Origin of the sequence: Streptomyces gilvus (genome assembly GCF_022513565.1) — a bacterium.
In the GTDB taxonomy this organism is placed as follows: Bacteria; Actinomycetota; Actinomycetes; order Streptomycetales; family Streptomycetaceae; genus Streptomyces; species Streptomyces gilvus.
This window is the reverse complement of the sequence record NZ_JAKWBE010000013.1, coordinates 114606-129353: the sequence shown is the minus strand read 5'-3', so window position 1 is coordinate 129353 and position 14748 is coordinate 114606. Positions and strand designations below refer to the sequence as shown.

The following is a 14748-nucleotide window of genomic DNA, read 5'->3' as shown; positions in this document are numbered from 1 at the left end:
AAGGGGTTACGAGACGCCGGTGGGCGGGGAGCGCAGCCGCAGGGGTTGCCTGCACGGGGCGCGCTCACGACCGCCATTCGCTGGGTCGAGCGAGACGTTCGGCTTCTACAAAGTTAAGTGAGGAGACCCGGCCTGTCTCCACAATTAATCGGACTTCCTACTATCTGAGACGGCGGACCGGGTCACACCCCACTGACCTGCGGTTTCCCCCCGGGGTGTCCACCCCGGCCCGCCGACGCCACGATGGAGGGAAGCGACGATCCTGCCGTCGGACCGACCGGCGGCCCTGCGCCCGAGTTCGTACGCGAAGTCGATCGTCTCGGTCAGGGCGGCGTGCGGGCACAGCGCGTGCCGCAGGTCCGCCTCGAAGTCCCGCGCCCGGTCGCCGAGGGCCGCCCTGGACAGCACCGACGTCGAGAAGACGTTGCCGACCAGCGCCTCGGGGGTCCAGGTGTGCGAGGCCGGGAAGGAGAACTTGCCGAGGACCTCGAACCCGGCCCCCTCCAGCACCTCCCGGTCCGGAACCCGCCGGCGCTCCTCCTCGGCGCCCGCCGGGATCCGCCCTCCCACCCGGTCCGTCCAGCGGGTGACGACCTCGGCCAGGTCCCGCTGCCAGGGCAGGGCGCCGCGCCAGGGACTCTCCGACCAGAGCAGCGCCAGCCGGCCGCCCGGCCGCAGCCAGCCGTGGGCGCGTTCGGCGATCCGGTGCCGTGGCAGCCGGTGGAAGGCGTTGCCGATCGCGACCAGGTCGAACGCCCCGTCCGGGACGGCCAGTTCCTCGGCGGACGCGACCAGCGCCCGCACCTCCGCCGCCCCGGCCGCCTTCTCCCGGACCACCTCGATCATGTCCGGTTCCTGGTCCACGGCCCACACCTCGTCGAAGAACTCCCGTACGGCGAAGGCGATCTGGCCGGTCCCGCAGGCGAGGTCGAGGGCCCGGCCACCGGGGTCCGCGCCACCGCGCCGGACCAGGTCGGCGATCAGTTCGCCGGGGTACGGCACCCGGAAGCGCTCGTAGTCGAGGGCGGTCCCCCGGTACAGGTCGCGGCGGAAGGCCGGTCCGTCCACGGCGTTCACAGCACCGCCTTCAGCGCGTCGCGGAAGCCGTCGGGGTCCTCCACCCAGGGCAGATGCCCGGCATCCCGGAGGATCACCCGGCGCCCCCGGGGCAGGGCACGCTCCAGCGAGTCCACCGCCGAGCGCGGCCGGATGTCCCCGGCGCCGTCGACGATCAGTACCGGCAGGTCGAGGGCCGCGCAGGCGTCGTACAGCTCGGGCGTGCCCCAGGACCGTTTCGTCTCGGCGTTCAGCTCGCTGCCGCAGTCGACGTTGATGCCGAACCAGGGGTCCGCCATCCGCTCGGCGTGGGCCAGGGCCCGGTCCCGGTCCTCGAACTCGACGGACCACTGGAGTACGGCCCGTTCCCGGTTCTCCCGGGGCAACTCCCGCCAGCGGGCGAGCCGTTCGGGGCCGCTCACCGAGCCGGGCGAGGAGGGAGCGCTCGTAGGCGTCGTGCCAGTCCGTCGTCGGGCCGATGCCCGTGCCCGACACGTACACCAGCAAGCTCACCCGCTCCGGACGGGACAGGGCGTAGCTCAACGCCAGTTGTGCGCCCCAGGAATGGCCGAGCAGCGCCATCCGCTCCAGGCCGAAGTGCCGTCGTACGGCGTCCAGATCGGCCGTGAAGCGGTCGGTGGTCCAGGGCCCGGCGACCCGCTGCGAGCGCCCGCAGCCGCGCTGGTCCCAGCGGACGACGGGGGTGACGTCGGCCAGCAGCTCCGCCAGGTCACCGAACATGTCCCACAGCCCGGGGCCGCCGTGGCACAGCACCAACGGGTCCCCCGGACCCGACCTCGCCGCCCACAGCCGTACACCGTCGTCCGTGATCACGGTCTCCATGACCGCCAGTGTGCCGAACGGGCCGGGTCCACGACAGACCCGGCCCGTTCGGTTCCCACGGGCCTCAGCCCATGTGCGGGTAGGTGTAGTCGGTCGGCGGGACCAGCGTCTCCTTGATGGCGCGGGTCAGGGTCCAGCGCAGCAGGTTCTGCTGGGCGCCGGCCTTGTCGTTGGTGCCGGAGGCGCGGCCGCCGCCGAAGGGCTGCTGGCCGACGACGGCGCCGGTCGACTTGTCGTTGATGTAGAAGTTGCCGGCCGCGTAGCGGAGCTTGTCCATCGTGTACGCCGCCGCCGCACGGTCGCCCGCGATCACCGAGCCGGTCAGCGCGTAGTCGGAGACCGACTCCATCTGGGTCAGCATCTCCTCGTACCGGTCGTCCTCGTAGACGTGCACGGCGAGGAACGGGCCGAAGTACTCGGTGCGGAACACCTCGTTCTCCGGGTCCTCGCACTCGACGACCGTCGGCCGGACGAACCAGCCCACCGAGTCGTCGTAGGTGCCGCCCGCGACGATCGTGCACGCCGGGTCGGACTGCGCCCGGTCGATGGCCGCCTTGCTCTTCTCGAACGCCCGGTCGTCGATGACGGCGCCGATGAAGTGGGACAGGTCGGTGACGTCACCCATGGTCAGCCCGTCGACCTCGGCGGCGAACTCCTCCTTGAAACCGGAGTTCCAGATGGACGCCGGGATGTAGGCGCGGGAGGTAGCGCTGCACTTCTGGCCCTGGTACTCGAAGGCACCACGGGTGAGGGCGGTCTTGAGGACCGCGCGGTCGGCGCTCGGGTGGGCGACTAGGAAGTCCTTGCCGCCGGTCTCGCCGACCAGACGCGGGTACGAGCGGTACTTCTCGATGTTGTTGCCGACCGTCTTCCACAGGTACTGGAAGGTCCTGGTCGAGCCGGTGAAGTGGATGCCGGCCAGGTCGCGGTGGACCAGGGCGACCTTGGAGACCTCGACGCCGTCGCCGGTGACGAGGTTGATGACGCCCTTGGGCAGGCCCGCCTCCTCCAGCAGCCGCATGAGCAGCACGGCGGCGTGGGTCTGGGTCGGGGACGGCTTCCACACGACGACGTTGCCCATGAGGGCGGGGGCGGTGGGCAGGTTGCCGGCGATCGCGCTGAAGTTGAAGGGCGTGATCGCGTAGACGAAGCCCTCCAGCGGACGGTGGTCCAGCCGGTTCCAGACGCCCGGGGAGTTGGCCGGGGGCTGCTCGGCGAGGATCTGGCGGGCGTAGTGGACGTTGAAGCGCCAGAAGTCGACCAGCTCGCAGGGGGTGTCGATCTCGGCCTGCTGGGCGGTCTTGGACTGACCGAGCATGGTGGACGCGGCGATGGTCTCGCGCCAGGGGCCGGCGAGGAGTTCGGCGGCCCGCAGGATGATCGCGGCGCGGTCGTCGAAGGACATCGCGCGCCAGGCCGGGGCGGCGGCGAGGGCCGCGTCGATGGCGTCCCGGGCGTCCTGCTGGGTGGCGTGCGCGCCGGTGCCGATGACGGCCTTGTGGTTGTGCGGCTGCACGACCTCGAAGCGCTCACCGCCGCCGAGCCGCTTCTCGCCGCCGATGGTCATGGGCAGCTCGATCGGGTTCTCGGCCAGTTCCTTGAGCCTCGCCTCCAGCCGGGCCCGCTCGGGCGTACCGGGGGCGTAGCCGTGCACCGGCTCGTTGACGGGGGCGGGGACCTGGGTCACAGCGTCCATGGGATCCGTAACTCCTTGATGTTGAGCGGGTGTTGCGAGCGGGGATGGGCTCAGCCCGTGCTGACCATGCTGCGGACGAAGAACCGCAGGTTCGCCGGCTTCTCGGCGAGGCGGCGCATGAAGTAGCCGTACCAGTCGGTGCCGTAGGCGGTGTAGACGCGCATGCGGTGGCCCTCGGCGGCCAGGCGCAGGTGCTCGTCGCTCCGGATGCCGTACAGCATCTGGAACTCGTACTCGTCCCGCTTGCGGCCGGCGCGGTGGGCGAGTTCCTGGGCGATGGCGATCAGGCGCGGGTCGTGGGAGCCGACCATCGGGTACCCCTCGCCCTCCATGAGGATCTTCAGGATCCGCACGTACGCCTTGTCGATCTCGTGCTTCCGCTGGTACGCGACCTCGGCGGGCTCCTTGTACGCGCCCTTGACCAGCCGCACCCGGCTGCCGGCCGCGGCGAGCCGGCGGGCGTCGGCCTCGGTGCGGAAGAGGTAGGCCTGGATCACGCAGCCGGTCTGCGGGAAGTCCTGCCGCAGCTCCTCGTGGATGGCGAACATCGAGTCGAGGGTGGTGTGGTCCTCCGCGTCGAGCGTGACGGTCGTCCCGATGGCGGCGGCGGCCTCGACGACGGGCCGGATGTTGGCCAGGGCCAGCTCGTGGCCGTTGTCCAGGGCCTGCCCGAACATCGACAGCTTCACGGACATCTCCGCGCGGGTGCCGAGCTCCAGCTCCTTCAGCCGGTCGACGAGCGCCAGATAGGCGTCCCGGGCGGCGGCGGCCTGCTCGGGCCGGGTGATGTCCTCGCCGACGACGTCCATGGTCAGCTCCAGACCCCTGGACGTGAGGTCACGGACGATCGGCACGATCTCGTCGACCGTCTCGCCCGGGATGAAGCGCTCGACGACCTGCTTGGTCACCGGGGCCGCCGAGATCAGACGTCGCATCCGGTCGCTGCGCGACGCGGCAAGAATCACGGGACCCAGCACGGGGCACCTCCACAAACCAGCAGATAGAACCACCGTGAAACCTAAGGATCCCCCCGATCGTGGGCCATCGACAGCTGTCACGCATCCGTGCCGCAGATCTCAGACAGATGTATGAAGGCGGGGTCGGTGTGCGGGAGAATGCCCCTGTGACAGCCGATTACCTGAGCGGTGACTACCAGGAGCTGGTCGACGAGGTCTCGGAGCTGCTGGGCGTGCCGGCCACGCTGGAGAACCGCGACTTCGAGCTGATCGCCTTCGGCGCGTACGACAGCGAGGGCGAGCTGGACGCGTCGGCGCTGGACCCCGTGCGCACCCGCTCGATCCTCACCCGGCGCTCCACGGCCGCCGTCCGCACCTGGTTCGAGGGCTTCGGCATCACCCGGGCGACGGGCCCGGTCCGCATCCCGCCGACGCCGGAGGCGGGGGTCTACCGGGGACGGATCTGCCTCCCCGTACGTCATCGCGGGGTCGTCCTCGGCTACGTATGGCTGCTGGACTCCGATCCGGGCCCCACCGACGGGCAGCTGGCAGCCGCCATGGACGTGACCGTCCGCCTCGGCGCGCTGCTCGCGGACGAGGCGCAGCACGGGGCGGATCTGAGCCGGGAGCTGCGGGCGGTGCTGGTCGCCGAGCGCGACTGGCAGCGGGAGATGGCGGTGGCGGAACTGCGCACGGCGCTCGGTGCGCGCGCCGACGGCCACCACACGGTGGTCTGCGTGGCCCCCTGGCCGTCCGCCGACCCGGACGACGCCCCGTCGGTACGCACGGTGCCGGGCGCGACGGCCCTGTGCACCGTCCCCTGGGGCGCGACCTCCCAGTCCCTGGCCCTACTCGTCAGACTCCGCTCCCCGAACGTCCTGACCCCGGCCACGTCGGCGGCGACGCGGCTGCTGGAAAGGGCACGGCAGATGGCCGGGGACGCCGTGGCCGGTGGAGGAGGCGGCAGGTCGGGGGACGCGGCGACCGGGATGGGGGCCGGCGACCGGTCGGCACGGCAAGGGAACGGCGGCAAGGGCACGGGGGGCGTGCCCAGCGGTGCGCTCGGGGGCGAGCCGGGGGGTACGGCGGCCGGGACGGGGGTCAGTGACAGGGCAGCGCAGGAGGGAGGCGGCGGCAGGAGCCCCGGCGGCGCGCCCGGTGGTGCGACCGGAGACATGTCGGGGGGTACGGCAGCCAGGACGCGGGCCAGCGACACGGCGGCCGCCCGGCAAGGGGACGGCGGCACGAGCCCCGAGGGCTGGCCCAGTGGTGCGACCGGGGGCGAGCCGGGGGGTACGGCAGCCAGGACGCGGGCCAGCGACACGACGGCCGCCCGGCAAGGGGACGGCGGCACGAGCCCCGAGGCCTGGCCCAGTGGTGCGACCGGGGGCGGGCCGGGGGGTACGGCAGTCGGACGGGGGTCCGGCGGCGAGGCGGCAGCAGGACCGGCAGGTGCGGCAGCCGGGAGGGGCGGAACGGCGGCCGGCCGGCGGCCGGGAGGGACTGCGGCCGGGGGCGACGGTAAAACGGCCGACGGGCGGGCGGCAGGTGCGGCAACCGGAGGCGACGGCAAAACGGTCGGCGGGCACTCGGCAGGGGGCGCGACCAGGAGCGACGGCAAAACGGTCGGCGGACGCTTGGGAAGTGCGGCAGCCGGAGGCGGCGGTAAGGCGGCCGACGGGCGGGCGGCAGGCGCGGTGGCCGGGGGGCACGGTAAAGCGGGCGGTGTGGGGTCGGGAGGGGCCGCGGCCGGGATCGCTGTCGGGCGGGGCGGGCTCGCGGAGTTGGGGGTGGCGTGGCAGGAGGCCTCCGCGGCGGCGCGGGCCGCGCTCGCGGAGCCGCGGCTGGGGCCGGTCGCCGAGTGGGCGCGTATCGGCCCGTACCGCCTGCTGACGTCCCTGCCGCCGGACTCGGCCCACGACCCGGTCGTGGACGCCCTGCTCTCCCCCGCCCACCACGAACTCGCCCGCACCGCCGAGGTCTACCTCGACTGCGCCGGCCAGGCGGGCCGCACGGCCGCCGAACTCGGCATCCACCGCCAGACCCTCTACTACCGCCTCTCCCGCGTCGAACAGCTCACGGGCCTCGACCTGGACGACGGCGAGGACCGCCTGCTGCTGCACATGGCGTTGAAGGGGGCGCGCCTGTAGGCGGTTCGGCGGATCGGTGACCCGTCCGGCGTGCGGGCGTGTGCGGTGTTCCGACGCTGGTGTTCCGACCCCCGAACGGAGGACACGGGATGCGCGGTCCGATTCCTCCGCCACGTTCGTGCCCTGCGCGATCTGCCCGCCCGTGCGGCGGACCGCGCCCCAGAACCACGGCTCCCGCTGCGGCCCGTCGCCGAGACCGGCCGCAAGGCCATGACCTCCTCAAGTCGGCGGTCGACGACATGTGCGGCACGCCCCCTCACCGCGACATCCCCTGGCCCAAGCGCCGGCCTCATCCCGGCGCGGGCGTTCGCGGTGACGGCCGTACTGATGCTGCGGCCGGTCAGCTGCCGCTGACGCCCTCGATCACCTGGCGCAGACCTTCGGTGAGCACGTCGGCCTCCGGCGCGGTCTTCGGGTCGAAGGTCCACTGCGAGATGAGCCCCGACATCAGGGTCATGTAGAAGCGGCCGAGGGTGTCGGCGGTCTCGTCCGAGACCTCCTCCTCCGGCACGCCCTGCATCAGCGAGACCAGCCCCCGACCCCCCTCGCGCTGCGCGCGCGACAACTGGTCGCGGACCTCGGGCAGCCGGTCGCCCATGGTCATGATCTCCATGCTGAGCGGCCACATCGAGCCGGGTTGCCGCAGGGAGTCGACGATGTTCGACCACACCTCCCGGAACCGCTCCAGGGAACCGGGCGCGGCCGTGATGCCGGCGTCGCCCTCGAAGGACATTTCCTCCACCAGCGCGATGTACGCCTGGGCGAGCAGCGCGTCCTTCGACCCGTAGTGGTAGCCGATCGAGGCCAGGTTGGTCCCCGACTCCTTGACGATGTCCCGCGCGGTCGTGCGCAGGAACCCCTTCTCCAGCAGGCAGCGCTTGGCTCCCTCGAGCAGATCCTCACGGTGTCCCATAACCGTCACCCTACCGCCGATCCATACACCCGTCCTATACGAGTGACTTACACACACGATTTATACGCCCGTTCTAGACAAGCGTTTAGTACAGCCGTACAGTCACCGTCATGACGAACCCGACGGGCACCACCACAACCCCGGCCGGCACCCTCGCCGGCCGCCGCGAATGGACCGCACTGGGCGTGCTGATGCTCCCGCTGCTGCTGGTCTCGATGGACGTCTCGGTCCTGTACTTCGCCATCCCGGCGATCAGCGCGGACCTGGAGCCGAGCGGCACGCAGCAGCTGTGGATCTTCGACGTCTACGCCTTCGTCCTGGCCGGCCTGCTGATGACGATGGGCTCGCTCGGCGACCGGATAGGCCGCCGCAAGCTGCTCCTGATCGGCGCGGCGGCCTTCGGCACCGCCTCCGTCGTCGCCGCCTACGCCGACAGCTCCGAGACCCTCATCGCGGCCCGCGCGGTCCTCGGCGTCGGCGGCGCGACCCTGATGCCGTCGACGATGGCGCTGATCCGCACGATGTTCACCGACCCCGGCCAGCGCGCGAAGGCGATCGGCATGTGGTCCGGTGTGATGACGGCCGGCATCGCGCTCGGCTCGGTGATGAGCGGTGTCCTGGTCCAGTACTTCTGGTGGGGCTCGGTCTTCCTGGTCAACCTGCCGGCCATGGCGCTGCTGCTGGTGCTGGGGCCGTTCCTGCTGCCGGAGTCGCGCGACCCCGCCCCCGGCCGCTTCGACCGGCTGAGCGTCCCGCTGTCGATGGCCGCCGTGCTTCCCGTCGTCTACGGTCTGAAGGAGATCCCCTCCGAGGGCTGGCACGCGCAGTACGTCGTCTCGATCACCGTGGGTCTGCTCTTCGCCGCGGCCTTCGTCCACCGCCAGCGCACCGCGGCCTCACCGATGATCGACCCGGCCCTCTTCCGGGGCCGCGGCTTCGCCCCCTCGGTCGTCCTCAACCTCATCGGCTCGTTCGCCATGATGGGCTCGGCGTACTTCACGACGCAGTACCTGCAGTCGGTGCTCGACAAGAGCGCGATGGAGGCGGCCCTGTGGGCGCTCCTGCCCTCGGTGCCGATCGGCATGACGGCCCCGATGGCGACCGCCCTGGTCCAGCGAGGCGTCAACCGCGCCCACGTCGTCACCGCCGGCTTCGCGATCGGCGCCTGCGGCTACGGGCTGCTGGCCCTCGCGGACACCGACTCCCTCTGGCTGGTCCTGGTCGCGTGCGGCGTCCTGGCCTCCGGGATCGTCATGGTCATCTCCCAGATCACGGACCTGGCGCTGAGCAGCGCCCCGGTGGAACGAGCCGGCTCCGCGTCCTCCCTGATGGAGACCGGCGGGGAGTTCGGCGGCGCGCTGGGCATGGCGGTGCTGGGCTCCATCGGTACGGCGATCTACCGGCACGACATCCCGGCCTCGGCCCCGGACGCGGCCCGCGAGACCCTGGGCGGGGCGCTGGCGGTCGCCGACCGGATGCCGGGACTGGCGACGGCGGCGCGGGAGGCGTTCACCAACGGCATGCAGGGCGCGGCGATCGCGGGAGCGCTCCTGCTGGCGGGGGCGGCGGCACTCGCGGCGAGGGCGCTGCGGGGGATCCGGGTCGACGAGAAGTGAGCGACGCGAAGGGGGTCCAGCCGACCGACGTCGGCTGGACCCCCTTCGGGTTGTCGTGTGTCAGACCAGGTTCACGGAGCGGGCGAACGTCGCCCCGATCTCCGCTTCCACCTCGGCCAGAACCCCGGCGGGCACCGTGTCGTCCACGGTCAGCACCGCCAGCGCCTCGCCGCCGGCGACCGCGCGGGACACCTGCATGCCGGCGATGTTGATGCCCGCCTCGCCGAAGATGCGGCCGACCGTGCCGACGACACCGGGACGGTCCTCGTACCGCAGCACCACCATGTGGTCGGCGAGGGCCAGGTCCACGTCGTACTCGCCGACGGCGACGATCTTCTGCAGGTGCTTCGGGCCGGCCAGCGTGCCGGAGACCGACACCTCCTCGCCACTGCCGAGCGTGCCGCGGACGGTGACGACGTTGCGGTGGTCGGTCGCCTCCGAGCTGGTCGTCAGCCGGACCTCGACGCCACGCTCCTGGGCGAACAGGGGGGCGTTGACGTACGAGACGGTCTCGTCGACGACGTCCTCGAAGACACCCTTGAGGGCGGACAGCTCCAGCACCTTCACGTCGTGCTGGGTGATCTCGCCGTACACCTCGACGTCCAGCCGTACGGCCACCTCGCCCGCGAGCGCGGTGAAGATGCGGCCGAGGCGCTCGGCGAGCGGCAGACCCGGCTTGACGTCCTCGGCGATGACACCGCCCTGCACGTTCACCGCGTCGGGCACGAGCTCACCGGCGAGGGCGAGGCGCACCGAGCGGGCGACGGCGATACCGGCCTTCTCCTGCGCCTCGTCGGTGGAGGCGCCGAGGTGCGGGGTGCACACGACCTGGTCGAACTCGAAGAGCGGGGAGTCGGTGCAGGGCTCCTTGGCGTACACGTCGAGGCCGGCGCCGGCGACCCGGCCCTCCTTCAGCGCCGAGTACAGCGCCTCCTCGTCGACGATCCCGCCGCGCGCGGCGTTGACGATCCGCACGCTCGGCTTGACCTTGCGCAGCGCCTCGTCGCCGATCAGGCCGAGGGTCTCGGGGGTCTTCGGGAGGTGGACGGTGATGAAGTCGGAGACCTCGAGCAGCTCGTCCAGCGACAGCACCTTCACGCCCATCTGCGCGGCGCGGGCGGGCTGGATGTAGGGGTCGTAGGCGACGACCTTCATCCCGAAGGCGGACATGCGCTGCGCGACGAGGGCACCGATGCGGCCCAGGCCCACGACGCCCAGCGTCTTCTCCGCGAGCTCCACGCCCGTGTACTTGCTGCGCTTCCACTCGCCGTTCTTCAGCGCGGCGTTGGCCTGCGGAATGTGGCGGGCGGTGGCGACGAGCAGACCGCAGGCCAGCTCGGCGGCGGTCACGATGTTCGAGGTGGGGGCGTTGACGACCATCACGCCGGCCTTGGTGGCGGCGGAGACGTCGACGTTGTCCAGGCCGACGCCGGCTCGTGCGACGACCTTCAGCTTGTGCGCGGCGGCGATGGCCTCGGCGTCCACCTTGGTGGCGGAGCGGATCAGGATGGCGTCGACGTCGGCGATGGCCGGGAGCAGTTCGGCTCGGTCCGCTCCGTTGCAGTGCCGGATATCGAAGTCCGGGCCAAGCGCGTCCACGGTCGCGGGCGACAGCTCTTCAGCGATGAGTACGACGGGTTTCGAGCTCACGTGAGTCCTCACAAGTCCAATGCGGACGGCCGTCCCGACGGCCGCAGGCGGTGGAGGTTGGCTAGCCGCGTGGAAGACGCACGACGCTGTGGGCCTGACGCGTATGTAGTACAGCAGTCTAGTGGCGCGAGGGGAGTCGTCCTGCGCCTCGGCGGAAGGATCACCCGTCCGTGAAGCGACGGGTGGGACGACGGGGCCGGAGCAGTGCGCTCCGGCCCCGTCGTCGGAGACTCACGCCTCCTCGTTCACCCAGCTCATCAGCTTGCGGAGCTGCTTGCCCGTGGTCTCCAGCAGGTGCTCGGAGTCCTGCTTCTTGTACTCGTTGTACTTCTTCAGACCGCCGTGGTACTCGTCCATCCAGTTCCGGGCGAAGGAACCGTCCTGGATCTCGGCGAGGATCTTCTTCATCTCGGCCTTGGTGGCGTCCGTGATGATCCGCGGGCCGGTGATGTAGTCGCCCCACTCGGCGGTCTCGGAGATCGACCAGCGCATCTTCTCCAGGCCGCCCTCGTACATGAGGTCCACGATCAGCTTCAGCTCGTGCAGGCACTCGAAGTAGGCGATCTCCGGCTGGTAGCCCGCCTCGGTCAGCGTCTCGAAACCGGCCTTCACCAGGGCGGCGGTGCCACCGCAGAGGACGGCCTGCTCGCCGAACAGGTCGGTCTCGGTCTCCTCGGTGAAGGTCGTCTTGATGACGCCGGCGCGGGTGCCGCCGATGCCCTTGGCGTACGACAGCGCGAGCGCGAAGGCGTTGCCGCTCGCGTCCTGCTCGACGGCGGCGATGCAGGGAACGCCGCGGCCCTCCTCGTACTGGCGGCGCACCAGGTGGCCCGGGCCCTTCGGGGCGACCATGCAGACGTCCACGCCGGCCGGCGGCTTGATGAAGCCGTAACGGATGTTGAGGCCGTGACCGAAGAACAGGGCGTCGCCGTCGTTGAGGTTGTCCTTGATGGACTCCTCGTAGACCTGGGACTGGATCGGGTCCGGGACCAGGATCATGATGACGTCGGCCTCGGCCGCGGCCTGAGACGGCGTCACCACGCGCAGGCCCTGCTCCTCGGCCTTGGCCTTGGACTTCGAGCCCTCGTGCAGACCGACACGGACGTCGACACCCGAGTCACGCAGCGACAGCGCGTGGGCGTGGCCCTGGCTGCCGTAACCGATGACCGCGACCTTGCGGCCCTGGATGATGGACAGGTCGGCGTCGGCGTCGTAGAACAGCTCGGCCACTTTGGGTTCTCTCCTTGAGTGCAGGTGTTGCGTCCCACCGTATGACGGCGGGGGGAAGGGAAGTTTCGGGGTCTCGGTATACGGGCGGCCGAAACCGCCCGTACGGCCTTACGCGCTGCGGTCGAGCGCGCGCAGCGACCGGTCCGTGATCGAGCGGGCGCCGCGGCCGATGGCGATCGTGCCGGACTGGACGAGCTCCTTGATGCCGTACGGCTCCAGCATCTTGAGCATGGCCGAGAGCTTCTCGCTGCTGCCGGTGGCCTCGATCGTGACGGCCTCCGGGGAGACGTCGACGGTCTTGGCGCGGAACAGCTGGACGATCTCGACGATCTGCGAGCGCGTCTCGTTGTCGGCCTTCACCTTCACCAGAACGAGTTCGCGCTGAACCGCGGAACCGGGCTCCAGCTCGACGATCTTCAGGACGTTGACCAGCTTGTTGAGCTGTTTGGTCACCTGCTCCAGCGGGAGGTCCTCGACGCCGACCACGATGGTGATGCGGGAGATGTCGGGGTGCTCGGTGACGCCGACCGCGAGCGAGTCGATGTTGAACCCACGGCGGGAGAAGAGGGCGGCGATCCGGGCGAGGATGCCCGGGGTGTTCTCCACCAGGACGGAGAGCGTGTGCTTGGACATGGTCTGCTTCCTTTACGGCTCTCAGTCGTCTTCGTTGTCGCCGAAGTCGGGGCGGACGTCCCGGGCGGCCATGATCTCGTCGTTGGAGGTGCCGGCGGCGACCATCGGCCACACCATCGCGTCCTCGTGCACGATGAAGTCCACGACGACGGGACGGTCGTTGATGGAGTTCGCCTCCTCGATGACCTTGTCCAGGTCCTCCGGACGCTCGCAGCGCAGGCCCACACAGCCCATGGCCTCGGACAGCTTCACGAAGTCCGGCACGCGCGTGCCGCGGGCGTCGGGGTTGACGTCGTCCGGCCCGGAGTGCAGCACGGTGTTGGAGTAGCGCTGGTTGTAGAACAGGGTCTGCCACTGGCGGACCATCCCGAGGGCGCCGTTGTTGATGATGGCGACCTTGATCGGGATGTTGTTCAGGGCGCAGGTGGTCAGCTCCTGATTGGTCATCTGGAAGCAGCCGTCGCCGTCGATCGCCCAGACCGTCCGGTCCGGCGCGCCGGCCTTGGCACCCATGGCGGCCGGCACCGCGTAGCCCATCGTCCCGGCGCCGCCGGAGTTGAGCCAGGTGGCGGGCTTGTCGTACTGGATGAAGTGCGCGGACCACATCTGGTGCTGGCCCACGCCCGCCGCGAAGATCGTGTCCTCGGGGGCGAGCTGTCCGATCCGCTCGATGACCTGCTGCGGGGACAGCGAGCCGTCCTCGGGCAGGTCGTAGCCCAGCGGGTAGGTCTCGCGCCAGCGGGTCAGGTCCTTCCACCAGGCGCTGTAGTCGCCCTGGTGGCCCTCGCTGTGCTCCTTCTGGACGGCCTGGATGAGGTCGGCGATGACCTCGCGCGCGTCACCGACGATCGGCACGTCCGCGGCGCGGTTCTTGCCGATCTCGGCCGGGTCGATGTCGGCGTGGACGATCTTGGCGTACGGGGCGAAGCTGTCCAGCTTGCCGGTGACGCGGTCGTCGAAGCGGGCTCCGAGGGCGACGATCAGGTCGGCCTTCTGCAGCGCGGTGACGGCGGTGACCGCACCGTGCATGCCCGGCATTCCCACGTGCAGCGGGTGGCTGTCGGGGAACGCGCCGAGCGCCATCAGGGTGGTGGTGACGGGCGCTCCGGTCAGTTCGGCGAGGACCTTCAGCTCGGCGGTGGCCTGGGCCTTGATGACACCGCCGCCGACGTAGAGGACGGGCCGTTTGGCGGAGGTGATGAGCTTCGCGGCCTCACGGATCTGCTTGGCGTGCGGCTTGGTCACCGGGCGGTAACCGGGCAGGTCCATCACCGGCGGCCAGGAGAACGTGGTCTGCGCCTGCAGGGCGTCCTTGGCGATGTCCACCAGCACCGGGCCCGGGCGGCCGGTGGAGGCGATGTGGAAGGCCTGCGCGATCACGCGCGGGATGTCCTCGGCCTTGGTGACCAGGAAGTTGTGCTTGGTGATCGGCATGGTGATGCCGACGATGTCCGCCTCCTGGAAGGCGTCCGTGCCGATCGCCTTGGACGCCACCTGCCCGGTGATCGCCACGAGCGGCACCGAGTCCATGTGGGCGTCCGCGATCGGCGTGACCAGGTTGGTCGCGCCCGGCCCCGAGGTGGCCATGCAGACACCGACCCGGCCGGTGGCCTGCGCGTAGCCGGTGGCCGCGTGGCCGGCGCCCTGCTCGTGCCGGACCAGGACGTGACGCACCCTCGTCGAGTCCATCAGCGGGTCGTACGCGGGAAGGATGGCACCGCCGGGAATGCCGAATACCGTGTCGGCCCCGACCTCCTCGAGAGAGCGGATGAGGGACTGCGCACCCGTGACGCGTTCGGGGGCGGACTGCTGTCCTCCGGATCGGGGCCGCGGCTGCGGATGGGCCCCGGTGGCCTGCTCGGTCATCGTCAGTCTCTTCTCGATGCTGAGGGTTTTTGCGAGGTTTGTACGGTGTTCGGCTGCTGCACGAAAAGTGCCTGTGCAACAAAAAACCCCTCGTGCCGTAAGGCAAGCGAGGGGAGCGCGCCGGGTGGAGGTCGCTGAG

At 70.9% G+C, this 14748-nt stretch carries 9 protein-coding genes and 4 pseudogenes; 3 read left to right on the top strand and 10 right to left on the bottom strand.

Going from position 1 to position 14748, the window contains the following annotated elements; genetic code table 11:
* Positions 1-144: 144 nt before the first annotated feature.
* The 5 genes and pseudogenes from MKW14_RS21265 to MKW14_RS21250 form a co-directional block, all read right to left on the bottom strand.
* A pseudogene (locus tag MKW14_RS21265) lies at positions 145-972 on the bottom strand (class I SAM-dependent methyltransferase); the annotation flags it as partial.
* Between the two features lie 101 nt (positions 973-1073).
* Positions 1074-1478 (bottom strand): alpha/beta fold hydrolase, encoded by a 405-nt coding sequence (locus MKW14_RS41300; protein ID WP_308314617.1) that lies wholly within the window; start codon positions 1476-1478, stop codon positions 1074-1076.
* A 40-nt stretch (positions 1479-1518) separates the two neighbouring features.
* Positions 1519-1797 (bottom strand): annotated as a pseudogene (locus MKW14_RS41295) (alpha/beta fold hydrolase); the annotation flags it as partial.
* 166 nt (positions 1798-1963) lie between these two features.
* Positions 1964-3595 carry an L-glutamate gamma-semialdehyde dehydrogenase gene (pruA, locus tag MKW14_RS21255; RefSeq protein WP_240864573.1) on the bottom strand — a complete coding sequence of 544 codons (1632 nt, stop codon included), beginning with the start codon at positions 3593-3595 and terminating at the stop codon, positions 1964-1966.
* A gap of 50 nt (positions 3596-3645) precedes the next feature.
* Entirely contained in the window at positions 3646-4572 is a 927-nt protein-coding gene (locus tag MKW14_RS21250; RefSeq protein WP_240864571.1) for a proline dehydrogenase family protein, read from the bottom strand.
* Between the two features lie 107 nt (positions 4573-4679).
* On the opposite strand from MKW14_RS21250, the pseudogene MKW14_RS21245 reads away from it, so the two are divergent.
* Together MKW14_RS21245 and MKW14_RS21240 are read left to right on the top strand one after the other, a co-directional pair.
* A pseudogene (locus MKW14_RS21245) lies at positions 4680-5549 on the top strand (PucR family transcriptional regulator); the annotation flags it as partial.
* Between the two features lie 732 nt (positions 5550-6281).
* Positions 6282-6701: pseudogene (locus tag MKW14_RS21240) on the top strand (PucR family transcriptional regulator); the annotation flags it as partial.
* A gap of 340 nt (positions 6702-7041) precedes the next feature.
* Here the strand turns inward: MKW14_RS21240 and MKW14_RS21235 are convergent.
* A complete protein-coding gene (locus MKW14_RS21235) occupies positions 7042-7614 on the bottom strand; it encodes a TetR/AcrR family transcriptional regulator (RefSeq protein ID WP_240864569.1) in 573 nt (190 codons plus the stop codon).
* A 110-nt stretch (positions 7615-7724) separates the two neighbouring features.
* On the opposite strand from MKW14_RS21235, the gene MKW14_RS21230 reads away from it, so the two are divergent.
* Positions 7725-9230, top strand: coding sequence for an MFS transporter (locus MKW14_RS21230; RefSeq protein ID WP_240864567.1), 1506 nt, complete (start codon positions 7725-7727; stop codon positions 9228-9230).
* A 60-nt stretch (positions 9231-9290) separates the two neighbouring features.
* Here MKW14_RS21230 and serA read toward each other — a convergent pair whose 3' ends face one another.
* The 4 genes from serA to MKW14_RS21210 form a co-directional block, all read right to left on the bottom strand.
* The gene (serA, locus tag MKW14_RS21225) at positions 9291-10880 is read right to left on the bottom strand and encodes a phosphoglycerate dehydrogenase (protein WP_240864565.1); all 1590 of its coding nucleotides are present in this window, start codon (positions 10878-10880) and stop codon (positions 9291-9293) included.
* Positions 10881-11111: 231 nt separating this feature from the next.
* The gene (gene ilvC, locus MKW14_RS21220; RefSeq protein WP_240864563.1) at positions 11112-12110 is read right to left on the bottom strand and encodes a ketol-acid reductoisomerase; all 999 of its coding nucleotides are present in this window, start codon (positions 12108-12110) and stop codon (positions 11112-11114) included.
* A gap of 108 nt (positions 12111-12218) precedes the next feature.
* On the bottom strand, positions 12219-12743 hold the full coding sequence (gene ilvN, locus MKW14_RS21215) for an acetolactate synthase small subunit (protein WP_133046710.1): 525 nt from the start codon (positions 12741-12743) through the stop codon (positions 12219-12221).
* A gap of 21 nt (positions 12744-12764) precedes the next feature.
* Positions 12765-14609 (bottom strand): acetolactate synthase large subunit, encoded by a 1845-nt coding sequence (locus MKW14_RS21210; protein ID WP_240864561.1) that lies wholly within the window; start codon positions 14607-14609, stop codon positions 12765-12767.
* Between the last annotated feature and the right edge of the window lie 139 nt (positions 14610-14748).